The sequence below is a fragment of the Haloarcula nitratireducens genome (genome assembly GCF_019599505.1).
Window position 1 is genome coordinate 336,882 of record NZ_RKLT01000004.1, and the last position, 26,120, is coordinate 363,001.

The 26,120-nt window shown below is 68.0% G+C and carries 23 protein-coding genes; 11 read left to right on the forward strand and 12 right to left on the reverse strand.

What is annotated here, in order from left to right; all coding sequences use genetic code 11:
- Window positions 1-17: 17 nt before the first annotated feature.
- Window positions 18-998 carry a porphobilinogen synthase gene (hemB, locus tag EGH23_RS14075; protein ID WP_220580611.1) on the reverse strand — a complete coding sequence of 327 codons (981 nt, stop codon included), beginning with the start codon at window positions 996-998 and terminating at the stop codon, window positions 18-20.
- Between the two features lie 90 nt (window positions 999-1,088).
- On the opposite strand from hemB, the gene EGH23_RS14080 reads away from it, so the two are divergent.
- A complete protein-coding gene (locus tag EGH23_RS14080; protein WP_220580612.1) occupies window positions 1,089-1,721 on the forward strand; it encodes a DedA family protein in 633 nt (210 codons plus the stop codon).
- Here EGH23_RS14080 and EGH23_RS14085 read toward each other — a convergent pair.
- Window positions 1,718-2,449, reverse strand: coding sequence for a competence/damage-inducible protein A (locus EGH23_RS14085; protein ID WP_220580613.1), 732 nt, complete (start codon window positions 2,447-2,449; stop codon window positions 1,718-1,720). The genes EGH23_RS14080 and EGH23_RS14085 overlap by 4 nt on opposite strands.
- 252 nt (window positions 2,450-2,701) lie before the next feature.
- Window positions 2,702-4,804, reverse strand: a complete 2,103-nt coding sequence (locus EGH23_RS14090) for a (Fe-S)-binding protein (protein WP_220580614.1) — start codon at window positions 4,802-4,804, stop codon at window positions 2,702-2,704.
- A 144-nt stretch (window positions 4,805-4,948) separates the two neighbouring features.
- Between EGH23_RS14090 and EGH23_RS14095 the strand changes: the two genes are divergently transcribed.
- Both EGH23_RS14095 and EGH23_RS14100 read left to right on the forward strand, forming a co-directional pair.
- Complete coding sequence (locus EGH23_RS14095; protein ID WP_220580615.1) at window positions 4,949-5,569, forward strand: conditioned medium-induced protein 4; 621 nt, start codon at window positions 4,949-4,951, stop codon at window positions 5,567-5,569.
- Between the two features lie 75 nt (window positions 5,570-5,644).
- Window positions 5,645-6,304 (forward strand): CRISPR-associated protein Cas4, encoded by a 660-nt coding sequence (locus EGH23_RS14100; RefSeq protein ID WP_220580616.1) that lies wholly within the window; start codon window positions 5,645-5,647, stop codon window positions 6,302-6,304.
- A gap of 24 nt (window positions 6,305-6,328) precedes the next feature.
- Here the strand turns inward: EGH23_RS14100 and EGH23_RS14105 are convergent, their stop codons facing one another.
- The 3 genes from EGH23_RS14105 to EGH23_RS14115 are packed head-to-tail and all read right to left on the reverse strand — an operon-like array spanning window position 6,329 to window position 7,716.
- Window positions 6,329-6,925 carry an L-threonylcarbamoyladenylate synthase gene (locus EGH23_RS14105; protein ID WP_220580617.1) on the reverse strand — a complete coding sequence of 199 codons (597 nt, stop codon included), beginning with the start codon at window positions 6,923-6,925 and terminating at the stop codon, window positions 6,329-6,331.
- Window positions 6,922-7,434: a redoxin domain-containing protein gene (locus EGH23_RS14110; protein ID WP_220580618.1), complete on the reverse strand. Its 513-nt coding sequence runs from the start codon at window positions 7,432-7,434 to the stop codon at window positions 6,922-6,924. Before EGH23_RS14110 ends, EGH23_RS14105 begins: the two co-directional genes overlap by 4 nt.
- Window positions 7,435-7,716, reverse strand: coding sequence for a glutathione S-transferase N-terminal domain-containing protein (locus EGH23_RS14115; protein ID WP_220580619.1), 282 nt, complete (start codon window positions 7,714-7,716; stop codon window positions 7,435-7,437). It lies immediately after the preceding gene.
- Between the two features lie 90 nt (window positions 7,717-7,806).
- Between EGH23_RS14115 and EGH23_RS14120 the strand changes: the two genes are divergently transcribed.
- Window positions 7,807-9,201, forward strand: a complete 1,395-nt coding sequence (locus tag EGH23_RS14120; protein WP_220580620.1) for a hemolysin family protein — start codon at window positions 7,807-7,809, stop codon at window positions 9,199-9,201.
- A 1-nt stretch (window position 9,202) separates the two neighbouring features.
- On the opposite strand, the gene EGH23_RS14125 is transcribed toward EGH23_RS14120, so the two are convergent.
- Window positions 9,203-10,402, reverse strand: coding sequence for an inorganic phosphate transporter (locus EGH23_RS14125; protein WP_220580621.1), 1,200 nt, complete (start codon window positions 10,400-10,402; stop codon window positions 9,203-9,205).
- Window positions 10,403-10,683: 281 nt separating this feature from the next.
- Complete coding sequence (locus tag EGH23_RS14130) at window positions 10,684-11,394, reverse strand: DUF5828 family protein (RefSeq protein WP_220580622.1); 711 nt, start codon at window positions 11,392-11,394, stop codon at window positions 10,684-10,686.
- Window positions 11,395-11,531: 137 nt separating this feature from the next.
- Here EGH23_RS14130 and EGH23_RS14135 point away from each other — a divergent pair, with 137 nt between their 5' ends.
- The 5 genes from EGH23_RS14135 to upp all read left to right on the forward strand — a co-directional run bounded on the left by EGH23_RS14135 (window position 11,532) and on the right by upp (window position 17,600).
- Window positions 11,532-12,224, forward strand: coding sequence for a type 1 glutamine amidotransferase domain-containing protein (locus EGH23_RS14135; RefSeq protein ID WP_220580623.1), 693 nt, complete (start codon window positions 11,532-11,534; stop codon window positions 12,222-12,224).
- A 276-nt stretch (window positions 12,225-12,500) separates the two neighbouring features.
- Window positions 12,501-13,574, forward strand: a complete 1,074-nt coding sequence (locus EGH23_RS14140; RefSeq protein WP_220580624.1) for a TAXI family TRAP transporter solute-binding subunit — start codon at window positions 12,501-12,503, stop codon at window positions 13,572-13,574.
- A gap of 61 nt (window positions 13,575-13,635) precedes the next feature.
- Window positions 13,636-14,124 (forward strand): DUF1850 domain-containing protein, encoded by a 489-nt coding sequence (locus EGH23_RS14145; protein WP_220580625.1) that lies wholly within the window; start codon window positions 13,636-13,638, stop codon window positions 14,122-14,124.
- Complete coding sequence (locus EGH23_RS14150) at window positions 14,121-16,844, forward strand: TRAP transporter permease (RefSeq protein ID WP_220580626.1); 2,724 nt, start codon at window positions 14,121-14,123, stop codon at window positions 16,842-16,844. The genes EGH23_RS14145 and EGH23_RS14150 overlap by 4 nt, the downstream gene beginning before the upstream one ends.
- A gap of 78 nt (window positions 16,845-16,922) precedes the next feature.
- Window positions 16,923-17,600, forward strand: coding sequence for a uracil phosphoribosyltransferase (upp, locus tag EGH23_RS14155; RefSeq protein ID WP_220580627.1), 678 nt, complete (start codon window positions 16,923-16,925; stop codon window positions 17,598-17,600).
- 166 nt (window positions 17,601-17,766) lie between these two features.
- On the opposite strand, the gene EGH23_RS14160 is transcribed toward upp, so the two are convergent.
- The 4 genes from EGH23_RS14160 to EGH23_RS14175 form a co-directional block, all read right to left on the reverse strand.
- On the reverse strand, window positions 17,767-18,369 hold the full coding sequence (locus EGH23_RS14160) for an IMPACT family protein (RefSeq protein WP_220580628.1): 603 nt from the start codon (window positions 18,367-18,369) through the stop codon (window positions 17,767-17,769).
- 71 nt (window positions 18,370-18,440) lie between these two features.
- Complete coding sequence (trpY, locus tag EGH23_RS14165) at window positions 18,441-18,944, reverse strand: TrpY family transcription regulator (RefSeq protein ID WP_220580629.1); 504 nt, start codon at window positions 18,942-18,944, stop codon at window positions 18,441-18,443.
- 5 nt (window positions 18,945-18,949) lie between these two features.
- On the reverse strand, window positions 18,950-19,537 hold the full coding sequence (gene hisB / locus EGH23_RS14170) for an imidazoleglycerol-phosphate dehydratase HisB (RefSeq protein ID WP_220580630.1): 588 nt from the start codon (window positions 19,535-19,537) through the stop codon (window positions 18,950-18,952).
- Between the two features lie 196 nt (window positions 19,538-19,733).
- Window positions 19,734-20,945, reverse strand: a complete 1,212-nt coding sequence (locus tag EGH23_RS14175; RefSeq protein ID WP_220580631.1) for an MFS transporter — start codon at window positions 20,943-20,945, stop codon at window positions 19,734-19,736.
- Window positions 20,946-21,005: 60 nt separating this feature from the next.
- On the opposite strand from EGH23_RS14175, the gene EGH23_RS14180 reads away from it, so the two are divergent.
- Together EGH23_RS14180 and EGH23_RS14185 are read left to right on the forward strand one after the other, a co-directional pair.
- Window positions 21,006-22,070: a TrmB family transcriptional regulator sugar-binding domain-containing protein gene (locus EGH23_RS14180; protein ID WP_220580632.1), complete on the forward strand. Its 1,065-nt coding sequence runs from the start codon at window positions 21,006-21,008 to the stop codon at window positions 22,068-22,070.
- A 128-nt stretch (window positions 22,071-22,198) separates the two neighbouring features.
- A complete protein-coding gene (locus EGH23_RS14185) occupies window positions 22,199-26,107 on the forward strand; it encodes a glycoside hydrolase family 97 N-terminal domain-containing protein (RefSeq protein WP_220580633.1) in 3,909 nt (1,302 codons plus the stop codon).
- Window positions 26,108-26,120 lie beyond the last annotated feature (13 nt).

Sequence of the window (26,120 nt, forward strand, 5' to 3'; positions counted from 1 at the left end):
AGCACCGATGACTCGGGCTACAACCGGTCGGCGACGTCCTCGGCGAAGTACGTGAGAATCAGGTCCGCGCCGGCTCGCTTGATCGAGAGCAGGGACTCGGCGGCGACCTCCTCTAAGTCCAGCCACCCCTTCTCGGCGGCGGCGTGGAGCATCGCGTACTCGCCGGAGACGTTGTAGGCGGCCACGGGGTGGTCGTAGTCCTCGCGGACCTGCCGAACGATGTCGAGATACGGGAGCGCGGGCTTGACCATCAGCACGTCCGCGCCCTCTTCGACGTCGAGGGCGACCTCGCGGCGGGCCTCGCGGGCGTTCGCGGGGTCCATCTGGTAGTGCCGCCGGTCGCCGAAGGCCGGCGCGCCGTCGGCGGCGTCCCGGAACGGGCCGTAGAAGGCCGATTCGAACTTCGCTGCGTAGCTCATTATCGGAATCTCGCTGTGGCCCTCCTCGTCCAGCGCCCCGCGTATCGCGCCGACCATCTTGTCGGTCATGCTGGACGGGGCGACCATGTCCGCGCCCGCCCGCGCGTGACTCACGGCGGTCTGACTCAGTAACTCCAGCGTCTCGTCGTTGCGCACGGTGAGCGACGGGTCCGTCTCGGCCGTCTCCTCTAAAACCCCGCAGTGGCCGTGGCTGGTGTACTCACAGAGGCAGACGTCCGTGATGACGTAGGCGTCCGTCTCCGCGACGATATCACGCACCGCCCGCTGGACGACGCCGTCCTCGGCCCACGCCCGCGAGCCGCGGTCGTCCTTCGACTCGGGGATGCCGAACACCATCACCGCCTCGACGCCCGTCTCGCGGACTTCCTCGACGCGGTCGACGGCCTCCGCGACGGGCACGCGCTCGTGGCCCGGCATCGTCTCGATGGGGACGCGCTCGTCGGCGGTCGCGTCGACGAACACCGGCGCGATGAGGTCCGACGCCGACAGCTCCGTCTCGCGGACGAGCGGTCGCACGCCGTCGGTTCGCAGCCGGCGCGGGCGACGTGTCATGTCCATATCTCACCTCCGGCCGTCGGAGCCATGAACCCACCGCTCGCCGGCCGCAGCCAGAACGCCTATGTCCGCGCTGGTCGGTTACACGAGTAGATGGCGACCGACGCTAACGCCGCGCGCGGCCCGGTTCGAACCTTCGCGGAGGACTACGGCCTGCTGGTCGTCGCCGCTTGCTTCGCCGCCCTCGGCGTCGCGGGGATCGCGCTGTACGTCTTCGGCGACGCGGCCTACGCCGAGGCGCTCCTGCGGGAGTACGGCCTGGCCGCGCTCTTCTTCGTCTTCATCTTGGAGGGGGCGATGCTCCTGTATTTCGCCCCGAGCGAGGCGCTGGTCCCCGCCGCCGTCGCCGCCCTCGCACAGACGACCGGCGGCTACGACCTGCCGGCGATCGCGGCCATCCTCGGGGTGGCCGTCGCCGGCGCGACGGTCGGCCAGACGGCGCTGTTCCTGCTGACGAAGCGCGGCGGCCGCGAGTGGCTCCTCTCGAAACCGTGGTTCCGCGTGAGCGAGGCCCAACTGGACCGCTTCGGCCGCCTGTTCGACCGCTTCGGCGTGCTGGCGGTGCCGCTCAGCAACACCTTGCTGTTCACGCGCGGCATGTTGACGGTGCCCGCCGGCGTCGCCGGCATGTCGACGCGGCGGTTCGTCGCGTTGTCGGCGCTCGGCACGCTCTCCTTCGAGATACTGCTCGCGGCGGCCGCGATGGGCGTCCTCGAACTGTTCTAATCGACCGTCTCCACTCGCTCGCGGAGCCACGCTATCGCTTCCGCGACCGTCTCGCTGTCTTCGCCCGTCACCTTGATTCGCCCCGGTGCGTCGTCGCTCCGCGGGTAGCTCCCGACGGCGACGCCGAAGCGCTCGCCGGCTTCTGCGACGACGCCGACGACGGCTCCCTCGGGCGCGGGCGTCCGGAGCACCGCAGTGGTCCGGTCGCCGCCAAAGTCCGCGGCGACGGCGGCGTACATGGCCTTCAGTTCGTCGGGGATGCCCGGCATGACGTAGACCCCGTCCAGTACGCAACCGGCGGCGAAGCTCTCGTCGGTCAACAGCGGCTTCGCGCCCTCCGGAATCGCCGCCCACGCGTCCAGATCGAGGTCCAAGTCGTAGCGGTCGACCATCTCGGGGTTCGCCTCGGCGAAGCGGTCGGCCTTCGCTTCGAGGTGGGCGCGCACGTCCTCCGGCACGACCAGTTCGCGGTCGAACGCCTCGGCGACGCCGGCCTTCGTCACGTCGTCCGGCGTCCCGCCGATGCCGCCGGTGACGACGACCGCGTCGAAGGCCTCGTGATACCGGGACACGGCGTCGGCGATGACCGATTCCTCGTCGGGGACGGTCAGAATTCGCGTGACCGTCGCGCCCGCGTCGCTCAGCTCTCGGGCCAGCCACGTCGCGTTCGTGTTCTCCGTATCGCCCGAGAGCAACTCGTCACCGACGGTGAGCAACGCCACGTCCATACCGATCGCTCGTTCGCGAGCGGGGTAAGGATTCTTGCTAGCGGCGGTCGGCGAGTGAGTCGGTGGCGGAGAACGAGACGGGACGGAGAACAGCCAGAAAGCCCCCGACCGAGCGCGGTCCCTTTCGGTCCCGGAAGACGCGGAGCGTCTTCCGACCCTCGCGGAATCACAGATTCCGCTCAGTCCCGTCCGTATCGGCCGGGTAATCAGCTACTGAAAGGGGCGACTGGCTTGTTCAGAGACGCGTACTCGTCACGAGGCGTTCGCCCCGAACTCCCCGTTCGTAACGGCCTCGGCGAGCAGTTCCGTCAGCCCGATGATCTCGATGTCGTCCTCGTAGCCGCCCGTCTTGCGGCCGTCCTCGTACATCGTCATGCACATCGGGCAGGCGACGACGAACTTCTCGACTCGCTCGCCGGCCCCCGTATCCTCCAGCGCCTCGCGCAGGCGATCTTCGCTTGGTTTCGGGTCCTCGTCGAAGTCCATCCAGAGGCCGCCGCCGCCCCCGCCACAGCAGAAGGAGTCGTCGCGGTTGCGCGGCATCTCGTAGCGCTCGCAGCCGGTCGCGTCCACGAGGTCGCGCGGGGCCTCGAACACGTCGTTGAACCGGCCGAGGTGACAGGGGTCGTGGTAGGTGACCGTGTAGTCGAGCTCGTCGCCGGCGAGGCCCAATACACCGGACTCCGCGAGGTCGGCGGCGACCTGCGTGTAGTGGAACACGTCAGCGGCGTCCCATTCGCAGTCCTCGAACTCGGGGTACTCGTTCTTGAACGTGTTGTAGGCGTGGGGGTCCGTCGTGACGATGGACTCGAACTCGCAGTCCCCGATGGCGGCGGCGTTGTCCTCGACGAGCATCTCGTAGAGGCCCTCCTCGCCGACGCGGCGCACGTCGTTGCCGGCGGTCTGTTCGGCCTCGTAGAGGATGCCGTACTCCACGTCGGCGGCCTCGAAGACCCGCGCTAAGGCCCGCGCCACGCGCTTGTTACGCTCGTCGTAACTCGGGTAGTCGCCGACGTACCAGAGGTACTCGACGGGTCGGTCGCGGGCGTCGGGCACCTCGAAGTCCAGTTCCTCGGTCCAGTCGGGGCGCTTGCGCTCGGGGTCGCCGAAGGTGTTGCCGTGCTGGAAGACGTTCATCATCGCGTCCTGAACGTGCTCGTCCATCTCGCCGGACTCGGTGAGGCGGCGGTTCAGCTCCGTGAACTGCGTGACGTGCTCGATGTCCACCGGGCAGGCGTCCATGCAGGCCATACAGGACATGCAGGACTCCATCGTCCGGGCGTCGATGACGGAGGTACCACCATCTGCAACGATAGGCACCTCCTCGCCGCCGGCGTCCCGCTGCTCGCGGTACTCCTTCAGGTCCAGAATCACGTTTCGGGGGTCCAGCGGCCGTCCAGCCGCCTTCGCCGGACAGACGTCGGAACAGCGGCCGCACTTCGTGCAGGCGTCGTGGTCGAGCAACTGCTTCCAGGAGAAGTCGTCGATCCCGCTGGGGCCGATGTCCTCGGGGGCGGCGTCTTCGGGTACTTTCGGGAGTCGGACGCCCGCTTTCTCGTCGCGGGCCACGAGGTTCGCGAACGAGGAGAACATGTGGAACGGCTTGGCGTAGGGAATCCACGCGATGAACCACAGGGCGACCAGCGAGTGGCTCCACCAGACAGCGGGGTAGGCCGCGGCGGCTTGCTGGGGGGTCACGCCCGCGAGGAGGAGGACGTCCCTGACGAACCAGCCGACGAAGCTGATCGTCTCGAAACTCACGTCACGCACCGTCGAGGTGCCGAGGATGCGGACGCCCTCGGTGAGGTAACCGCCGACGCCGAGGACGAACAGCGCCGCCAGGAAGAGGTCGTCCTCGCGGGAGGTGTGGCGGTCGTGGAGTCGCTCCATCCGACGGCCGTAGCGCCGCCACAGCGCCACGCCGACGCCGACGACGAACAGCAGGCCCATCGCGTCCATCACGAACGAGTAGGAGAGGTAGAAATCCCCGACGAAGAACGATTCGCCGGTCAGCGGGCGGTAGAGATCCATGTCGATACCGAGAATCGTCGTCCCGATGAGCAAGGTGAGAAACCCCCAGACGACGAAGGCGTGCATCACGCCCGCGACGGCGTCGCGGTCCAGTTGCTTGCGGTTCGAGAGGGCGAGTCGCGCCGCGTCGAAGACCCGTTCGGGCAGGTCGTCGAGGCGGTCGAACGGGTCCTCGCTGCCCTCCGTATACCGGCTCACGCGGCCGTAGACGCCGTACAGGAAGACCAGAATCGCGAGCGCGGCGAGGTAGTAGAAGACGACCTTCCCCACGGGGCCGATGCGCCAGAACGTCGGCCGCGTGGTCGTCTGGAGCGCGAGTGACATACGCTCACACGGGGCGCGCGCCCACTTGAAGATTGTCACGGAGCACCGCCGTCTCCGACAATCTAGCAACCGTTGTGTGTTTTCGACAGTTTTCCGTCGCCTACCCAACAACTATATACGCCGCGGACGGAAGATTTCGGTCCGATGGACGAGAAGACAGAGGAACTCCGTGACATCTTCATGGACGTCTCCGAGGAGGGGACGGTGACTGAGTCACAGGAGGCCACCCACGGGACGTTGGCCGACGTCGACGAGGCGGAGTTAGACGACCGGCTCGCCGACGTGGTCTCGCGGATGCGCGAGCGCTACGAGTTTCGGACCGACCTCGACGACGACGCGCTGGTGACGGTGGTTCGCGGGTTCTACGAGGGCCGCGAGGACGACGCTATCGCCGACGGACTCGGCGTCGCGGGCGCGACGGTGACGGACGCGCGTCTGGACCTGCACCTCTTCCGCGACTCGGATACGGACGCCGACTTCGACGTGACGGCGTTCCGCCGCCGCATCGCGGAGGACGACCCGACCGACGACGAACTCGTCGCCGCCTTCGACGTGAGCGAGGCCGAGGTGGCCAACTACCGGCGCGTCGTGGAGGCGCAGGCCGCCGCCCGGCAGGTCAGCCACCGCTTCCAGAGCGAGTTCGAGGACGTGCTGACCGACGCCGGCCTCTCGACGCGCATGACCGAGTCGCTCCGGCAGGACGGCCTGGACGAGGCCACCGAGGACATCGACTCGCTGGACTCCGACGCCGACGTCTCGATGTGACGCCGCCGGACCCGCTTTTCGCCCGCCGCGACTCGCGCTGAAGGTTTATACCCGAAGACGGAGCCAGCGAGAGCTATGGCCGAGCACACCTTCCGCGAGTTGGAAACCGCGGCCTACTGCCCGCGAAAGCTCTACTACCGTCGGCGCGAGGGGCCGCCGGACGTGCCCGACGAGGTCGGTCGCATCCGGGAACTGGCCTTCGACTACGAGCGCCTGCTGACCGACGACGCGACGCTGCTGACCGCGCCCATCGAGGCCGACCCGACCACCGTCCGCGAGCGACTGCGGGCGGCCCGGGACCGACTCGACGACTGGGACGCGCTCGCCGACCCGACGGCCCGAGACGTGTTCCTCTCGGGGAAGGACGCCCGCGGCATCGCCCACAAGATCGTCGCGTCCGCGGACGGCCCCGCCCCCGCTCTCGTCTTCGCCGGTGCACCGCCCGAGCAGGGCGTCTGGGAGCCACAGAGCGTCCGGCTGGTCGCGGCCGCGAAGGCGCTCTCGTGGGAGAGCGAGCGGTCGGTCGAGCGCGCGTACGCGGAGTATCCCGCTCACGGCGTCGTCCGCGAGGTCGACCTGACGGTCCGGCGAACCGGCGTCTACCGCCGGGCGGTTCGAACCGCGGACAGCGTCGACGGCCCGCCGTCTCGCGTGGACAACGACGCGAAGTGCGGCCCCTGCGATTACCGGGAGAACTGCGGCGTCAGAACGCGGTCGCTGCGGTCGCTGCTGTGAGCCAGCGACGCACGCTGGCCCCGCTCAGTCGTCCGCCAGCCACGCCTCGACGGCGTCGGCGTTCGCGCCCCGCCGGTGTATCGTCCCCGCTCGCACGTCGACGACGGTCGAGCCCATGCCGCCGGTCTCGCCGCCGTCGAGCACGACCGCCGCTCGCTCGCGGATCTCGTCCAGTTCCGCGACGGCGGTCGCGCTGGGGTTGCCGGAGACGTTCGCGCTCGTCGCCGTCAGCGGCGCGACCGCATCGAGGAGCGCGAGCGCGACGGGGTGGTCCGGCACTCTGACGCCGACCCGCGGTTCGCCGCCGGTCAGCGCGTCCGGCACGCCGTCGCGTCGCTCGGTGACGACGGTGACGGGGCCGGGCAGGAACTCGCGCATGAACCGCTCCTCGCGGTCGGTCGGGGCGACGTACTCGAGCGCGCTATCCACGTCCGGCACCGCGAGCGAGACGGGCTTCTCCCGCGAGCGCCCCTTCGCGGCGAAGACGGCTTCGACCGCGTGGGTGTCGGTCGCGTCGGCCGCCAACCCGTACACCGTCTCGGTCGGATAGACGACGAGTTCGCCCTCGCGGAGCGCCTCGGCGGCGGTCTCGACGTCCGCCTCGCGCGCTCCCTCGCTCATAGCTGGGCTTCGACGGCGTCGTAGTCGGGGAAGTCGGGCCACTCCTCGGCGACCCACGCGTACTCGACGGTGCGTTCCTCGTCGAGGACGAAGACGGCGGGTCGCGGCTCCGCAACGCCTCCCATCCCGTCCAGGTCCATGGCGATGCCGTACTGCTCGGCGACGCCGTTCGCGGGGTCCGAGTAGAGCCGGTAGTCGCCCTCGATGTCGCGCGCTTCGAGGAGGTCCTCGTGGGCGTACGGCGTCGAGATGGAGAGGCCGACGACCGTCGCGTCCTCGTGCCAGTCGCGGTCGCGGATCTCGTTCCAGACGTACGTCGCCGGGAACGCGCCGTCCATCGCGTGAAAGACGAGGACGACGGGACCGTCGCCGTCGGCACAGACCTCGGAGAGCGCGACGTCCTCCCAGAACTCCTCGTTGACCAGCGGTCGCGTGAAGTCGGGGGCCGTCTCGCCTTCTTCGGGGTGGTCGGCCGACTCCAACTCGACGACGTCGAAGTCGAGGTCCATTCAGGCCACCTCCCGCTCTTCGCCCTCGGCTCCCTCACCGTACGTCCGGTCGAGATACTCGACGATGTTGGCGCTCTCGCTCATCGTGACGCCCGTGTTCTCGTCGACGATGGCGGGGACGGTCCGCTTCCCGGAGAGCCGCTTGACCACGTCTCGCTCCGAGTGCATCGGCTCGATGAACCGCGAGCGGTACGCCAGTTCGTGTTCTCGCAGTTTCCGGACGACGCGCTCACAGAACGGACACGCCTGCAACCGGTAGAGTGTGATGGCGGGATCGCTCATACGGCCGCTGGTACGCGGGAGAGCCGGGTAAGGGCTTCGGCGGGGTCATAACAAGCCTTAATCCCCGGGAATGACAACTTCGACTGTCCGATGGCCCTAGACCCACCTGTGTCGTCCGCGCTGTCCGCCGCGATGCTCCAGACCTACGAGGTCGTAGGCGTCGCAATTCCGCAGAGTGCCGTGTTGGTCGGTGGCATCGTCTCGATAGTTCTCCTCATCGTGCTGTCGGCCTTCTTCTCCTCCTCGGAGATCGCGATGTTCTCCCTACCAGCCCACCGGACGGACGCGCTGGTCGAGGACGGCGTTCCCGGGTCGAAGACGCTCAAACAGCTCAAGTCCGACCCGCACCGCCTGCTGGTCACCATCCTCGTCGGGAACAACATGGTCAACATCGCGATGTCCTCGATCGCGACCGGACTGCTCGCGATGTACCTCACGCAGGGCCAGGCCGTCGCGGTCGCGACGTTCGGCATCACCGCCATCGTCCTCCTGTTCGGCGAGAGCGCCCCCAAGAGCTACGCGGTCGAGAACACGGAGTCGTGGGCGCTTCGCATCGCTCGGCCGCTGAAGTTCGCCGAGAAGGCGCTGCTCCCGCTCATCTTACTGTTCGACTACCTGACTCGCGTCGTCAACAAGATAACCGGCGGTCGCTCGGCCATCGAGACCTCGTACGTCACCCGCGAGGAGATCCAGGACATCATCGAGACGGGCGAACGCGAGGGCGTCTTAGACGAGGAAGAGCGGGAGATGCTCCAGCGCACGCTGCGGTTCAACGACACCATCGCCAAGGAGGTCATGACGCCGCGGCTGGACATGACCGCCGTGGCCAAGAGCGATTCCGTGCGCGAGGCGCTCGAAACCTGCATCCAGAGCGGGCACGCGCGACTGCCGGTCTACGAGGGGAGCCTGGACAATGTCATCGGCGTCGTCCACATCCGCGACCTGGTTCGGGACCTCAACTACGGCGAGGCCATCCCCGAGGACATCGTCCTGGAGGACCTCATCGAACCGACGCTGCACGTCCCCGAGTCGAAGAACGTCGACGACCTGCTGACCGAGATGCGCAAAGAGCGCATGCACATGGTCATCGTCATCGACGAGTTCGGGACCACGGAGGGGCTGGTGACGATGGAGGACCTCACCGAGGAGATCGTCGGCGAGATCCTCGAAGGCGAGGAGGACGAGCCCATCGAGTACGTCGACGACGACACGGTGACGGTCAAAGGCGAGGTCAACATCGAGGAGGTCAACGAGGCGCTGGAGTTAGAACTCCCCGAGGGCGAGGAGTTCGAGACCATCGCGGGCTTCATCTTCAACCGCGCGGGTCGCCTCGTCGAGGAGGGCGAGACCATCACCTACGACGGCGTCGAGATACGCGTCGAACAGGTCGAGAACACGCGCATCATGAAGGCCCGCGTCGTCAGGTTGGACCCGGACGACGAGGAGGCCGCCGAGACCGACGCCGAGGAAGCCCAACCGGAGTAGCTCACAGGAGCGCGTCGACGGCGAGGAACGCGCCGTAACTCACGGCGAAGGCGAGCAACAGCGAGCCGAGCCACGCCAGCACCGTCTTGCCCATCTTCTCGCGGCTCACTTCGCCGCCGCCGGCGGCCGCGCCCGACCCGACGATCGCCGAGACGATGATCTCGTTGAACGAGACGGGGATGCCGAAGAAGACGGCGGCCTGGGCGATGATGAAACTCGGGATGAGCGCGGCGATCGAGCGCCGGGGGCCGAGCGAGGAGTAGTCCTGTGCCAGCGCCTTGATCATCCGCGGCGCGCCGGTCCACGACCCGACGAGCAGGCCGACGCCGCCGAATAAGAGGACGCCGGTGATGGGGATGCCCGAGGTGAGGTCGGTGTCCAGTAGCGGGACGAGCGGCCCCAGCGCGAGTCCGACCTGGCTCCCGCCGGCCGAGAACGCGACCAGTCCACCGAGCACCAGTAAGAAGTGCCGCTGGCCGGCCGCGGGGTCGTTGTGCATATCGCGATAGAGGAGACCGACACCGAGAAGGACGGCCAGCAACGTGACGGCGGCCATCGTCGGCAGTTCGGGCGTTCCGGCCGAGCGAGCCACCGCGCGGGCGACGGACGCCTGTTCGTTGCCCGGCGCGAGAAAGACGAACTCGATGTTGGCGAGGATGGCCCCGACGAGGCCGCCCAGCAGCGGGACGATGCGCTCTTCGGCGGTGTTCTCGTGGCGCAACAGCCACGCCGTCCCGAAGGCCATCCCGCCGCCGAAGAAGGGCGTCGCCGTCCACAGCGCGAGGATTTCGACGTACTTGTCGGTCGCGGGCGCGCCGCCGATCGCCAACCCGACGCCGACGACGGCGCCGGTGACGGTGAAGGCGGTCGCGATCGGGTAGCCGGTGAAGATGCCGACCGCGACGAGCGCCGCCGCCGTCAGCAACGCGACGATGGCCGCGACCGCGGTCAGCCCCTGCCCGTCGGGAAAGACGATGAGCCCGCTCCCGACGGTCTCCGTGACGTTCGCGCCCTGTAACACCGCGCCGGCCAGTCCGAGGATGCCGACGAAAAAGCCCGCCCGCATCACCGAGATCGCGTTCGCCCCGACCGCGGGAGCGAACGGCGTCGACCCGGAGGAGCCGGCACCGATGGTCCACGCCATGAACAGGCTGGCCGCCGACGCGATCACCAGCGTCACCAACACGCTCGTCGCTACCATCGTACCATCTACCCCGGCGTTTGCCCTACCGCGCAATGAGCCTACCGCTCGCAGTAGCCGCTATCTCCACCCGAAACGAAGGGGTATGCGGACATATGGCACGGAAGCCGCTACAGTTCGTTTCTTAGCGCTCGCCGGCGGAGTACCGAGTCGCGTGTTCGCTGTTCGAAACGAGGGACGGGAGTCGACCTTCGCGGGCGACACCGCCCGCACGGCGGCGAGCTTAGTTCGTTTTGGCGTCGGCGATGCTGGAAGACGCTATCGGCGGCATAAACGCCGCCTCAGTTCGTCTTCGCATCGGTCTCCTCCCCCGGTTCCGTCGCCTCGACGCCCTCCGCCGCTTCGACGTGGCCGGTCGCTTTCTCGGTGTCGACGTGCCAGCGGTCGACGGACTGATCGAAATCGGCCAGTCGGTTCGAGACGCGCATCTTCAGGTCGTCGTCGTTGACGTTGACCTCGAAGACGTACTCGGGGCGGTCCTCGCCGTTGATGCGCCGGAGGTTCGCGCTGACGAGTTCGTTGTCGAAGTAGTACGGGGCGATCTGTGTCATGACGTTGCGGTAGACGGCGTCCTCGACCTTTCGGAGGGCCTTCCGACCGGCGGAGTCGGCCGCGCGGGCGACGTAGTCGACCGACTCGCCCCACTTGTCGATGGCCGCGTCGGGTTCGTCTAAGCTCTCGTAGGACTCCGAGAGCTTCTCGCCGGCCGTCTGGAGGTCCTCGTCGGGGTTCTTCCCCGCTTGCTCTCCTTTCCCCTCGTCGACGCTCGCCTGTTCCGCGGTCTTCTCGTTGACGTCCTCGTCCAGTCGCTCGTGGCTCTTGGGCCGCCACTCGTCGAACTCCGCCAGCGCGTCTTCGTCCACGTCGCCCGCCGTCTCCTCCGCTACGAGGAGGTCTTTCAGCGCCTGCGTGATGCGCTCGCCGTGTTCGACGACGTCGACCCATCCGCCCTGTGTCTTGAATCCGGAAACGCTCTCTTCGATATCTGCCATTGTAAAACGATTCGTGGGGACGGCCTGTTACCGTACTGTCCCACAGTTGTCGCTCGGAGCGAATAACGTTTCCCCCTCGCGCCCGCCGCTGCACACTCGCCCGCCACTTATCCCGCTCGCGCACGTACTCGGAGGCGATGACATCCGCACTGTTCGTCGTCAGCGAGCACGGCTACTGGGGCGAGGAATGTATCGAACCGCTGACCACGCTTAGCGACGCGGGCGTCGACGTCACCGTGGCGACGCCTACGGGCGATCCGCCGGAGGTCGACGAGCGGTCGGTCGACCCCGACGAGGTCGGCGAGGAGACGGCCGAACACGTCAAGGAGGTCCACGAGAGCGACGAGCGACTCAACGATCCGACGCCGGTCGCTCGGACCGAGGCGGCCGACTACGACGTCGTCGTCTTCCCCGGCGGTCACGGCACCGAGTGGGACATCAACCAGGACAGCGACGCCCGGCGGCTCCTCCGGGACGCCGTCGAGGGCGAGGACGGAAAAGCGCTCGTCGTCTGTCACGCCGCGGGCCTGCTCGGCTTCACGCGCGACAGCGACGGCGGCTTCCTCGCGGCGGACCGGTCGGTCACCGGGTTCCCGAACGAGTGGGAGGAGGGGATCGTCGACGACGACGGCCGGATGCCGGACGGCCGGAAACTCCCCTACTGGGTCGAAGACGAGGCGAAGGCGGCCGGCGCGAACTGGGACGCCGAACTCGACGCCGACGCGAGCGTCACCGTCGACGGCGACCTCGTGACCGCCCGCGGTCCCGAGTCGTCGGCGGCGGCCGCCCAGACGCTGCTGGAGGAACTGGGCATCGAGCAGACGGCCTGAATCGGGGTCACACCGGCCGACATCGGTGACGTCCCCGAACTGTTAGATTTCTCGCCGCTTCCCGTCCGCCCGGCCTCGCTACCCGTGTCCTCGGCGGAAGCACCGTCGACGCGAAGGGAGTCGAACCGAACGCGACGAGACGGGGGTACTGTGACCCCAGTCGCAGCGGCTAAATTTCCGGCCGAAGATATGAAACGAAACCTCGCCTTAGCGTCGGGTCTCGCGGTCGATCTGACCATAGCTTTAAGTCGTTTTCCTCGGTACTCTCACGGAGACATGTCGAACGAAGAGAGCAGACGACGACAGAGCAGACGACAGTTCATCCGCGCGGCCGGCGTCACGGGCGTCGCCGCCCTCGCCGGCTGTGGTGGCGACGGCGGAGACGGTGGCGACGGCGGCGACGGTGGCGACGGCGGGGCCGCCACCGAGACGACCGGTGACGGCGGCGACGGCGGTACCGGAACCGAGGGCGGCGACGGCGGTGGCGGCTCGACCGACACTCGCCTCTCGTGGCACGCGGGCGGGACCGGTGGGACGTACTTCCCGCTCTCGAACGAGTTCAAGACGATCGTCGAGGACAACACGGACTTCAGCCTGAACGTCCAGTCGACCGGGGCCAGCGTCGAGAACGTGGGCAACCTCGCGAGCGGGGACGCCGACTTCGCGCTCATCCAGAACGACGTGGCGTCCTTCGCGAAGAACGGCACCGGCATTGACGCGTTCAAGGGCAACGCCGTCGAGAACCTGATGGGGGTCGCGACGCTGTACCCCGAGACCATCACCATCGTCACGCTGGGCAGCACCGACATCACCCAGATCTCGGACCTCTCGGGCGCGACCATCAACACGGGCGACCTCGGCTCGGGGACGCAGGTCAACGCCCTCCAGATTCTGGAGGCCGTCGGCATCTCCGACTACAACGAGCAGAACGCCTCGTTCTCGCAGGCGGCCGACCAGTTGCGAAACGGCGACATCGACGCGGCGTTCGTCGTCGGCGGGTGGCCGGTCGGTGCGATCGAGGACTTAGCGAACACGAACGACCTCGTCCTCGTCCCCATCGAGGGCCAGAACCGCCAGGCGGTCAAGGACGCGGCGTCGTGGTTCTCCGACGACACGATCCCCGGCGGGACCTACACCGGCGTCGAGAACGACGTGCAGACGGTGGCGGTCCAAGCGATGATCGCCACGAACTCCGAACAGTCGGAATCGACCGTCGAGACGGTCACGGCGGCCATCTTCGACAACACGGACCAGCTCACCATCAAGACGGACTTCATCACCAAGGACTCCGCGCAGGACGGGATGTCCATCGAACTCCATCCGGGCGCGGCGGCGTACTTCGACGCCTGAACGAAACCGTGGTGACCGCATCGCCCACCGACCGCCGTTTCCCGAACACGACGCTCACGCTATGAGTCGGAAATTCGCCGTCGCCGCCGCGCTCCTCGCGGTGTTGGCACTCGGCACCGCGTCGGCAGTGCCGGCACAGCGGGTGCTGGTCGTCGAAGACGCACAGACCGGCGAAACGTATCTGACGGCGCCGGTCGAGAACGGGACGACCGTCGCGCTCGAATACACCCACAGCGTCGAGAAGACGCGCGTCTACGACGGTTACACCGTCGACGGCGACCGGCTCGTGATGACGCGCATGGAGTTCGAATCCTACGGCTGGGGACTGCCGAGCGGCGCGAACGTCACTCGCGAGAACGGCACCTTCGTCTACGACCCGCCCGGCGCGCTCACCCGACTCACCGTCGCGCCCGGCAGCGTCGCCGACCACCGGCTGCACGTCGGGAACCGGACCTACGATCTAGTCGCACTGACTGACGAGCGCTCGGTCGACGTCCACGTCACGCAGCGCTCCGGACTCGCGGCCGCGATACACCTACTCGACCCATGAGTTCCAACACCGACGACTCGACGGCGCAGGGTACCGAAGACACCGTCTCCGACGAGGAGGTAGACGAGGTCCTCCAGGAGATAGAGCGAAAGCGGGCGTTACAGGGGTGGGCGGCCGTGGTGGTCGCGATCGTCGGCATCTCCTTCTCGCTGTTCCAGATGTGGCTGGCGGCGAAGGGGTTCGTCCTCTCGATCGACGTTCCGGCCGTCGGCGAGGTCCAGTTCGCGTCGCTCCAACTGCTCCAGATAAACGCCGTCCACGTCGCCTTCGGTCTGGTGCTCGCGTTCCTGCTGTACCCTTCGAGCACCGGTGACGGCCCGGTTTCGCGGCGCTGTATCCTGCTGGCGGACTGGTTGGACGAGAAACTCGGCGCGGACCACCCGGTCACGGAGAGCACGCGGACCGTCGGCGGCGCGCTCGCGTGGCTGTTCGTCGACAGGGACTTAGAACGGATAACGCCGCTCGACGCGGTGTTGATAGTCGTCTCGATACTGTCGGCGGCGTACTTCATCACCGACTTTCAGGAGATCCAGCGGATGCGTGCGCTCGGGTTGGAGGCCGGGCGGCCGATTCAGGAGGTCTTCACGTTCCTCGAACCCGTCGCGGGGCTGCTCGGGCCGCTCGCGAACACGTCCTACGCGTTCGTCCTGGGCGTCGTCGGCGTGTTGCTCGTCCTAGAGGCGACCCGGCGGTCCATCAGCCTCTACCTGATGGTCATCGTCGCCGCGTTCGTCGTCTACGCCCGCTACGGCTATCTCATCCCGCAGGGGGCCGCCTACGTCGGCGTCCTCTCTATCCCGCCGCTGGGATGGGACTCCATCGTCCAGAACCTCTGGTACAACACCGAGAACGGCGTGTTCGGGATTCCGGTCACCGTCTCCGTGCAGTTCATCTACATCTTCATCCTCTTCGGCGCGTTCTTAGAGATGTCCGGGGCCGGCCAGTGGTTCATCGACCTCGCGTACGGTGCGACGGGGACCCGCCGCGGCGGCCCGGCGAAGGCGTCTATCCTCGCCAGCGGCTTCATGGGGACCATCTCCGGGTCCTCCATCGCCAACACGGTGACGACCGGCGCGTTCACGATTCCGCTGATGAAGCGCTCGGGCTACCGGCCGGAGTTCGCCGGCGGCGTCGAGGCCTCTGCGTCCTCGGGCGGGCAGATTCTCCCGCCGGTGATGGGCGCGGCCGCGTTCCTCATCGTCCAGTACACGGCGACGCCGTTCCGCGACGTGATCATCGCCGCCACCATCCCGGCCATCGTCTTCTTCTTCGGCGTCTGGGTGATGGTCCACTTCGAGGCGACCAAGGAGCGCATCGGCGGTCTCGACCCCTCAGAACTGGTCCACATCCCCACCCACCTCAAGACCGGGTGGTTCTATCTCGTCCCCATCGGGCTCTTGCTGTACTACCTCATCATCGTGCGCCTCTCGGTCGCGCGGTCGGCGTGGTTCACGCTCATCGCCATCGGCGCGCTCGTCGCGCTCGTCGCGGCCTACAGCGACGAGACGCGGGGCCGTCTCGGGGCCATCTTCGCCGCGCTGTTCGTCGGGCGGTTCCTCGCCCAACTGCTCACCGGCGCGAACGTTCTCGGCGCGCTGGCCGGCGGTGGGACCGGCGGGCAGTCGGTAGGGGCGGCCTTCGCGGCCACCGTCGGCGGACTGGGCGGCATCGCCATCCTCGCCGGCGTCATCACCCTCGCCACGCGGCCGTACCTCGACTCGCCCATCCTGAACTTCGACAGCGCCGTCGACGACGCCGCCCAGACGACGGCCGACGCCATCGGCGAATCGGAACTGGCGCGAAACGGGCTCTACCGCCTCGGCGTCTTCTTCGGGAAGTCCATGGAGAGCGGCGCGCGAACCGCCGTCCCGGTCGTCATCGCCGTCGCCGCCGCCGGTATCATCCCCGGCGTCATCAGCGTCTCCGGGCTCGGCCCGAACCTGGTGGCGCTCATCCGGGCCGTCGCCGGCGGGTCCCTGGTCCTGCTCCTGCTCGTGACCGCCGTCGCCTCCATCATCCTCGGGATGGGGATGCCGACGACGGTCACCTACATCATCCTCGTCTCCCTGCTCGCGCCCGCGCTGGTCCAGTTCGGCGTGCCGGAACTGGCCGCGCACCTGTTCATCCTCTACTTCGGGGTCATCGCCGACATCACGCCGCCGGTGGCGGTGGCCGCCTACGCGGCGTCGGGGGTGGCCAAGTCGGACGCCTTCCAGACGGGCATCGAGGCGTTCTCGCTGTCGCTGAACAAGGCCATCGTCCCGTTCGCGTTCATCCTCTCGCCCGGTATCGTCCTCCTGACGCAAAAGGAGAACGCCGCCGAGCTGCCGCTCGGCGAGCAGTACCGGGTCGTCCAACTCGCGGACTTCGCCGACCCCGGATTCGCCATCTTCGAGGTGTTCGTCCCCGTCGCCGGCGTGTTCATCGGCGTCGTGGCGCTGGCGGCGACGGTCATCGGGTACGTCGAAGCGCCGGTCTCGCGCGGGCAGCGGGCCGCCTTCGCGCTCAGTTCGCTCCTGCTCATGGCCCCCGGGCTCGCCGTCTCGGGCACCTTCGACGTGCTCGGGTTCGTCGGCTTCGGGGGGGCCGGCGAGGTGACGCTCGTCGTCGACGTCGCGCTCCGGGCCGTCGGCCTGGCGCTGTTCCTCGCGCTGCTGGTCGAGAACCGACGCCGCCGCGAACCGGTGTCCGAGACCACCAGTAGCCCCGAACCCGCCTGAACGCGGCTCCGTCCGTCTCGCTTCGAGGCTGACCCTCCCTTCGTCACAGTTTAATCGGTGCGTGCCGACCCCTCGCCTATGACAATAGAACGGCGGGGCGACGCCTCGCTCGTCACGCACGCGCTCGCGAAGGACGAACTCTCGAAGCTACGGGACGTCGAGACGGAACAGGTCGCCTTCCGGAAGGGACTGGTCCGGCTCGGGCGCATCTGCGGCTACGAGATAACCGACGGCCGTCTCGAGACCGAGTACGTCGAGATTCAGACGCCGATGACGACGACGATGGGCGAGCGGGTGAAGGGCCTCGACGACGTGGTCATCGTCAACGTCCTGCGGGCGGCGACGCCGTTCGTCGAGGGCCTGCTGAAGGCGTTCCCGCGCGCCAGACAGGGCGTCATCTCGGCGAGCAGGGACGAGTCGGCGGGGATGAACGACGACGGCGAGTTCCCCATCTCCGTCGACTACGTGAAGCTCCCGGAGATCCGGCCCGAGGACACGGTCATCGTCGCCGACCCGATGCTGGCGACCGGATCGACGATGACGAAGGTCGTCGAGCACATCACCGAGGAATCGCCGGACCCCGAGCAGTTCATCGTCCTCTCGGCCGTCGCCGCGCCGCCGGGCATCGTCCGCGTCTCCGAGGCGTTCCCGGACGTGGACCTCCTGACCGTCGCCATCGACGACGAACTCGACGAGGACGGCTTCATCGTCCCCGGACTGGGCGACGCCGGGGACCGAGCGTTCCGGACGGACTGACGACTCGAAAGCGATTTATACGGGGTCGCACAACAGCAGGCCACGGCGATTTTTCACCGCGATTCGACGGCCGTCGAACCCCTTCGTTTCAACTGGAGAACAATGGACTGCGGAGCGGTGTGTCTTCCACGGGAAACGAACGTAGAGAGCGGTAGCGATCGCGAAATCAGCCTCGCTCGATGTCGGCCCGACCGCTGGTCGCGCTGCGGATGCGGTCCCGGAGCGACGCGCTCTCGGTCTCGGGAACCCTGACCGCGAACGTGACGTCGGCCGCGTAGTCGGCGTCGAACTCGGCGCCCGCGGACTCCAGCAAGCCCCGCACGCTGCCCGAGTCGTCGTACTCGACGGTGACGACGAAGCGCTCGTGGGGGACCGACTCGACGACGCCCGCGGCGTCGACGCCCTCCTTGACCGCCCGCGAGTACGACCGGGCCAGCCCGCCGACGCCGAGGTTCGTCCCGCCGTAGTAGCGGGTGACCACGGCCGCGACGTTCTCCAGCTCTCGCTGTTGGAGGACGTTCAGCGCGGGTTTGCCGGCGCTCCCGCTCGGTTCGCCGTCGTCGTTCGAGTACTCGCGGAACGGCGACGCCCGCACGCGGTAAGCCGGCACGTTGTGAGTCGCGTCGGCGTAGGCGTCCCGAACCTCCGCGACGAACGCCTCGGCGGCCTCGACCGTCTCGACGGGCGCGACGCGGCCGACGAACTCCGAGCCCCGCACCTCGAAGCGGGCCTCGGCGCGGCCCGCGACGGTCCTGTAGCTGTCTGCCACGGCCGGTCGTACTCGCGGCGCGCGAATAGCGCTTGTCCTTCGGCGAGTGCCGCCCGTCTCGAAGAGTCAGCTCAGGCCAGTTCGATGGTCCGCACGAACGGCATGTTCCGGATCTCGTTTATCAACTCGCCGGGCAGTTCCTCGTCGGTGATGACGTAGAGCCGCGGTTCGTCGGTGAACTCGGGGTCCTCGCTCAGCACCTGCCGGATGGTGATGTCGCGGTCCGCGATGGCGTCGGTCACCGCCGAGACGATGCCCGCCTCGTCGGCCGCCCGAACCGAGACGGTGACGGCGGTCAGGTCGAGCACCGGCGCGAGGTCGAGGAGGCTGGGCACCGCCGAGATGTTCCGGAAGATGCGGCGCAACTCCTCGTCTTCGAGGATGGCGTCGGTCGTCGCGTTGACCACGCGCCGGTCCACGCCGACCTCCCGGGCGATGCCCGTGTTCGGGATCTCGATGCCGCCGGAGACGACCCGACCCTCCTCGTTGACCGAGAACCCACGTTCGAGCAGCAGTCGGATGACCGCCTGCTGGCCCGGCGAGTCCTCGAACTTCCGCATTATCTCGTCGAACATCGACGCTACAGTTCGCCCTTCGTGCTGGCGACGTCGCTCCGCCGCTCGTCGATGCGCGTCGCGTCGTCTAAGGCCCGCGCTAACCCCTTGAACAGCGCCTCGATCTCGTGGTGGGCGTTCTCGCCGGTGACGCCGCAGTGCAGCGTCAACCCGGCGTTCGTGGCGAGCGAGCGCCCGAAGTGTTTCGCCATGTTGCTGGTCAGTCCGCCGACGCGGCCCTGCGAGAACTCGCCGTCGAAGCCGAAGTACGGCCGGCCCGAGACGTCTACGACGACGCTGGCGACAGCCTCGTCCAGCGGCACCTTCCGGTCGGCGAAACGGACGATGCCGCGCTTCTCGCCGAGCGCCTCCTCGAAGGCCTCGCCGAGCGTGATGGCCACGTCCTCGACGGTGTGGTGGTCGTCGATCTCCAAGTCGCCGTCGCACTGGACGGTCAGGTCGAACAGCCCGTGCGTGGCGAAGGAGTCGAGCATGTGGTCGAAGAAGCCGATGCCGGTGTCGACGGTGCTGTCGCCGTCGCCGTCGATGTCCAGCGTCACCTCGATGTCCGTCTCGGCCGTCTCGCGGGTGACGGCCGCCGTGCGGTCGCTCATACGGTGTCTCTATCGGCCGTCTATTTGGGAATTGTGACCGCTAGCGGGGATTGATCGGACTCTGGCCGCAGAGATCGAACGGACGTAGAACCGCCAGGAAAGCTTCTTCCAGTCCACCCTGTCGTTTTTCTCGATCGCTAGCGGGACATTCTGGCTATCAGTGCTGTCGCTGCCGTCTGCCTCCCCGTCATCGCTGCTAGTCGTTCGCGGTACCGATGACGCTCCACGTGACGAGCAGGAGCGCCAGCAGCACGCAGAGCGGGAGCAAGAGCAGGCGCATCGCCCGGAGGACGTCGGATCCGCTGATGACGAACCCCATTATCGCCGGGACGGCGGCGAACCCGGCGGAGGACGTGACGGCGGCCGTCGAGTTGACGGGGGTGCTGTACTCGGGGACGCTCTCGACGCCGTAGGCGACCATCGTCGGGTAGAGGCCCGAGAGCCCGAGCCCGATGGCGAAGAAGCCGACGAGGAGGCCGTACCCCTCGGCGACGAAGAACGCGTACGCGAAGGCGGGCACCGTTAGCGCGACCAGCCCCGTGGCGAGGCGGACGTAGCCGAAGCGCTCGGAGAGCCGCCCGGAGAGGAACCGACCGGGGATGTACGCCACGAGTAACACGGACAGCGACGCCGTCGCCACCGAACCGGGGAGCCGACCCTCGGCGTAGGTCGTCAACCAGGTGAAGATGCCGCCCTCGAAGCCGGCGATGAGGAAGACGGCGGCGGACATCGCGACCACTTCCGGGCGGCGGGCCAGTCCGCGGACCGCCGTCAGGTCGAGCGGGTCGTCGCCGCCGCCGACCGACGGCGTCGGGAGCGAGCGGACCAGCAGGAGGAGGGGGACGAACGCGACGACGAGCGCGAAGTACGCGAGCCGCCAGTCGCCGACGACGAGGGCGGCGGCGACGAGGAGGGGACCGATGGTGGCTCCGACCGCCCACATCATGTCGTAATAGCCGAACAGGCGGCCCCGCTGGGCGGGGTAGAGGTGGCTCAACAGCGGCCGTGCGCTCCCGCGGCCGACGCCGACGAAGCTCTCCCGGCCGAACGCCGCGGCGAGGAAGAACAGGAACGAGGGGGCGACGCCCATCACGAGGACGCCGACGCCGGTTCCGACGACGGCCAGCAAGAGGAGACGGCGCGTGTCGAAACGGCCGCCGATAGCGCCGACGAGCATCACCACGAGGAGGAAGCTGATGGTTCCGGCCGGCGCGACGAGTCCCAACTGCCACTCCGGGACGGTGAACGTCTCTCGGAGCGCTGGAACGACCGCGCCGCGCATCTGCAGCGCCGCCCCTTCCAAGGCCATGTACGCGAAGACGACCACGGTCCACCACCGCCGACTCGCCCGCTGGGTGTCGCTCTCGCGGTTCGTCTCGCCCTCTCGCGCGGTGGCGGTCTCACCCATACGTGTGCCTCTCCCCACAAGTGGAAAAATATTTTGTATCCACTTGTACAATCTTATTTCATGGCGACCGACAGGCTGCGTGACCACCTCGAGGCCTTCGGCCTCTCGGAGAAGGAGGTCGAGGCGTATCTGGCCGTCCTCAGGGCGGGCGAGGCCACGACGAGCGAGGTGTCGCGGGCCGCCGACGTCTCGCAGGGGTACGTCTACGAACTGGCGGGCGCGCTGACCGAGCGGGGACTGGTGACGATCGACGAGACGGCGAGCCCGACCGTCCTGCGGGCGCGCCCGCCCGAGGAGGCGATGGGGTCGTTCGCCTCCCGGCTGGAGGAGGTCCGCGAGAGCGTCGAGGCGCTGTACACCGAACCCGCCGCCGAGACGGGTACCGTCGAAGTCGTCCACTCGCGGCCGACGGTCAGAAAGCGCGCCGAGCGCTACCTCCGCGAGGCCGAGCAGGAGGCGTTTCTCGTCCTCCCCGCGCCGGAGGTTACCCGTTTACGGGACGCCCTCGCGGCCGCCCGGGAGCGCGGCGTCTTCGTCTACGTGCTGGCGGTCGCGCCGCTCACCGAGGACGCGCTCGACCGCGACTGGGCGGCGTGTGCCGACGTCGTTCGGACGTGGGACGCCACCCCGCCGGCGTTCGTCCTCGCCGACGAGACGACGGGACTCATCGGCTCGCACGGCATTCTCTCGGGCCGGCACGGCGAGGAGTACGCGGTGGCGTTCGCCCAGCGCGAGATCGCCAGCGGCCTGCTGGGCAACACCGTCGCCAACTTCTGGCCGATGGGCGAGGACTGTTACGTGGCCGACCCCGACCCGCTCCCGACGACCTACGACCACCTGCGGACGGCCGCGACCAACGCGGCCCTCCATCGGGCGGCCGGTCGGGACCTGCTGGCGGACGTGACGCTTCGGGACTTAGACGACGAGGAGGTGCGCTACGAGCGGGTGCCGGTCGTCGCGGTGCGACAGAACCTCGTCGGCGACCCGAACAACGACTTCCCCTTCGAGAACAACATCGTCTTCGAGACGCCCGACGGCCGCGTGGCCGCCGGCAACGCCGGCGGGGGAATCAGCCCGTTTTACGAAGGGTATGGTGCGACTGTAGTCACGCTCTACGGCGATTAACTCGGTAACGAGTGGGTTTAGGAAAATCTGGCTATCGGCCGTAAAATGGTCGAAACTATTCGGTTAAACGATTGGAACAATATTTAGAGACACATTAGTAACGCACCCCCGGGTATTGTACCCAATCGATGTCTGAGGATAGACTGACACGCTCCTCGGCGTATAGCAGACGGCAGTTCGTAGGGGGACTGGCCTCGCTACTCGCGGCCGCGACGTTCTCTCGCGAAGTCTCGGCGGCGACGGCGGAACCGGTGACTTCGGGGGACGACTCGGCGACGCAGACGGTCACGTCGCCGGACGACTCGATCGCGGTCACGGTGGACGTCGGCGACGGCGTCCCGACCTACAGCGTCTCGGTCGACGGGACCACCTACGTGACGCCGTCCGAACTCGGCTTCGACTTCCAGAACCAGCAGCCCTTCGGCGCGAGCGCCGACGGGGACGGGACGGCCCTGACGGTCTCCGGCAGCGAGCGCGGGTCCGAGGTGGAGCGGTGGGATCCCATCTGGGATCAGTACGACAGCGTGCGCGAGGAATACAACTACCTCCGGGTGGGACTCGAAGAGGAGGCGATTCCGGGCCGACAGGCGACGCTGGAACTCCGCGTCTTCGACGACGGGCTGGGCTTCCGGGTCGTCTTTCCGGAGGTCTTCGGCAATAGCGAGGGCGACTTCGTCATCACGTCGGAGAACACCGCGTTCAACTTCGCCGACGATTACACCAGCTGGTGGATCGAGAACCGCTTCGCCCAGCCAGAGGGCGAGCCGGGCCGCTTCGAGGCGGAGTATCAGGAGACGCCGCTCAGCGAGATCGCGTCGGACACCGAAGAGCAGATCCCGGGCGGGGCCCCGACTCGCGAGGGCGCGCACACGCCGCTGACGATAGAGGCCGACGACGTCTACCTGAGCGTCCACGAGGCCGATCTGACCGATTACGCGACGCTCTCGATCGCGCCCGACGTCGAGGGCGGGACGGACTTCTCGGCGGAACTGGCACCGCTGCCCGACGGGACGAGAGTCTCGGCGGAAGCGCCCCACGTGACGCCGTGGCGGACCGTGCAGGTGGGCTCGACCCCCGGCGACCTGGTGGAGTCCTCGCTCATCCCGCTGTTGAACGACGACCTGAACGAGGACGCCCTGCCGGCCGACGGCGACACGGACTGGATCGAGCCCAAGAAGTACGTCGGCATCTGGTGGCTGATGATCGCCGGCAGCGCGAACTGGCAGTACAAGACCGACGAGGAGATCCGGAATAGCGGTAACAACCCGGCGAGCTACATCCACGGGGCGCGCACCGAGCGGATGAAGCGCTACCTGCAGTTCGCCAGCCAGAACAGTATCGACAGCGTTCTCGCCGAGGGATGGAACCAGGGCTGGGACACCTATCCCGGCGACGGCACGGGCCTGGAGATGGGCGTCGACGACTCCTATCCCGACTTCGACCTCTTCGAGATCACCGACTACGGCGCGAACTTAGACCCCGCGACCGAGTTCACGATCCACAACGAGACCGCCGGGAACGTCGTCAACTACGAGGAGCAGATCCGAGACGGCATCTTCGCCGGCTACGACGACGAGGGGATCCACTCGATCAAGAACGGCTACGTCTCGAACCGCGGTCTCGGCTTCGAGGGCGACGGCTCGTTCCCGACGCACAACCACCACAGTCAACTGGCGGTCAATCACCACGAGTTCGTCGCCCGCGAGGCGATGGCCGAGCGCCAGCTGCTCGAACGCCACGAGGCCGACAAGCCCACGGGGAAGCACCGCACCTACCCCAACCGCGCGGCGACGGAGACGGTCAAGGCACAGGAGTACGACGGCTTCGGCGCCCTCGGCTCCGACGTGGACGAGGACCACCACGTCACCCTGCCCTTCACCCGGATGCTCGCCGGCCCGATGAGCTACCAGCCCGGCATCTTCGACATCACGTTCAACGACTCGACGGGCGGGCGCATCCAGACGACGCGCGCGAAGCAACTCGCCATGTACCCGACGTACCACGCCGGGATTCAGATGGCCGCCGACCGCATCGAGGCCTACGTCAGCCCCGAGTTCGAGGTCGGCGAGCTGCTACAGGCCACCTCGGGCGAACTCGACGGGATGATAACGGCCGACGACTGGCGCAACGCCTTCGGCGGGCACTACGTCCCCGTCGACCCCAACAGCGAGCCCTCGGGCGCGTCGGTGTCCTTCACCGTCCGCGACGTGCCCGAAGCGGGCGAGTACGACCTCCACCTGCGCTACGCCAGCGACGCCGAGGAGAACGCCCAGCGCGTGAAAGACGCCGGCGGCCCGCAGGCCACGCTCTCGGTCGACGGCGACATGCGAACCATCAATCCCGAGTTCACCGAGTACTGGGACCAGTGGGAGATATTCACGACGACCGTCTCGCTCTCGGCGGGTGACAACACCGTCGCCGTCGAACTGAACTACGAGGACTCCGGCGGCTCCTTCGAGGGCGACGTCGGCGGGTTCAATCTCAACACGGTCGCGGTCACCGAGGCCGGCGAGCCCTCGCCGGTCCCGGCCGAGTTCGTCGGCTACACGCCGGAGAACGAGAACTTCGACACCGTGCCGGAGTTCGACTTCCTCGAAGCCGTCCCGGCCGGCGGCTGGGACGACACCGAGGTCGTCGACGCCGCTATCGCCGACTACTCCGTCACCGCCCGGAAGAAAGACGACGAGTGGTTCCTCGGCGCGATGACCGACGAGGAGGGCCGCGCCATCGACGTGCCGCTCTCCTTCCTCAGCCCCGGCGACGGCGAGGAGAGCGGGCGCGGCAACGGCCGCGGAAACGGCAAGAGCCAGTGCAGTCCCGGCAACGGCCGCGGATCCGACGGCGGTCGCGGCCCGCGCGGTCCGAAGTACGTCGCCGAGATCTACACCGACGGCATCGGCGCGGGCAACGCGGCCGACGCCACCGAGGTCGAGATCTCCGAGGCCATCGTCGACCCGAGTGCGACGCTGCTCGCTTCGATGGCCCGGTCCGGCGGGACCGCTGTCCGGTTCCGCCGCGCCGAGGGCCGCGAGATCCGGGACCTCCCCGAGTACGAGCGCCCGACCCAGGAGTTCGACGTCGCTATCGACTCGGACCTCTACGTGCAGGAACCGTTCGTCACCGCCACCGGCGAGAACGACAGCGCCTTCATCGGCGGGACGAACGTCGAACTCGTCGTCGACGGCGACGTCGTCTCGAACACGAACGTCCGCCTGCCGCCGAACTCCTCGGACGTGACCGTCGAGTTCGATTACACTATCGACAGCCCCGGCGACTACGACGTGGTCGTCCGGCGGGCCGACGGCACGGTGCTCGCCAGTTCGACGGTGACGGTCCAGCCGCCGGAGACCGTCGACACCATCTCGGACCCCCTCGGTGACGACTACGGGCCGGGCGGGTACACCTACCCGGCCGCGGAAGCGGACTTCAAACCGGGCGCGTTCGACCTGCGTTCGTTCACGGTCAACCAGACGCCGAGCTTCCAGCAGTACGCTTTCGAGGTGGAGAACCTCACGCAGGTCTTCGGCGGTCGGTTCTCCCCGCAGATGTTCGTCTGCTGGATCCGCGACCCCGACAAGAGCGGCGGATCGACCACCAGCCTCGACGACCTCGGCGCGAACGTCGAGTTCGAAGAGGAGTGGCACTACCGGCTCCGCGTCGACGGGTTCAACCTCGACCTCGTCAACGCCAACGGCGGCGCGGTGCTCGACGACGACGGGAACGCCGTCACGCCGCGGGTCGCCACCGACTTCGAAGGCGGCACGGTGACGCTGGGCGTCGACAGCGAGGCCTTCGACGGCGCGGACGCCGCCGACCTGGAGGTCGTGCCGATGGTCCAATCCGAGGACCGCGGGACGCTCCGCCCGGTCGACGTCACTAACGAGGATTACGTCTTCGGCGGCGCGAAGGACGGCGCGGTCGACAACGCGCCGCTCGTCATGGACCTCATCACGCCCGAGGGCGTCGACCAGACCGACGCGCTGGCGTACTCGGACGCGGAGAAGGCGACGCTGCCGTTCGTGTCGCTCGGTGAGTAACAGCCCGTAGAAT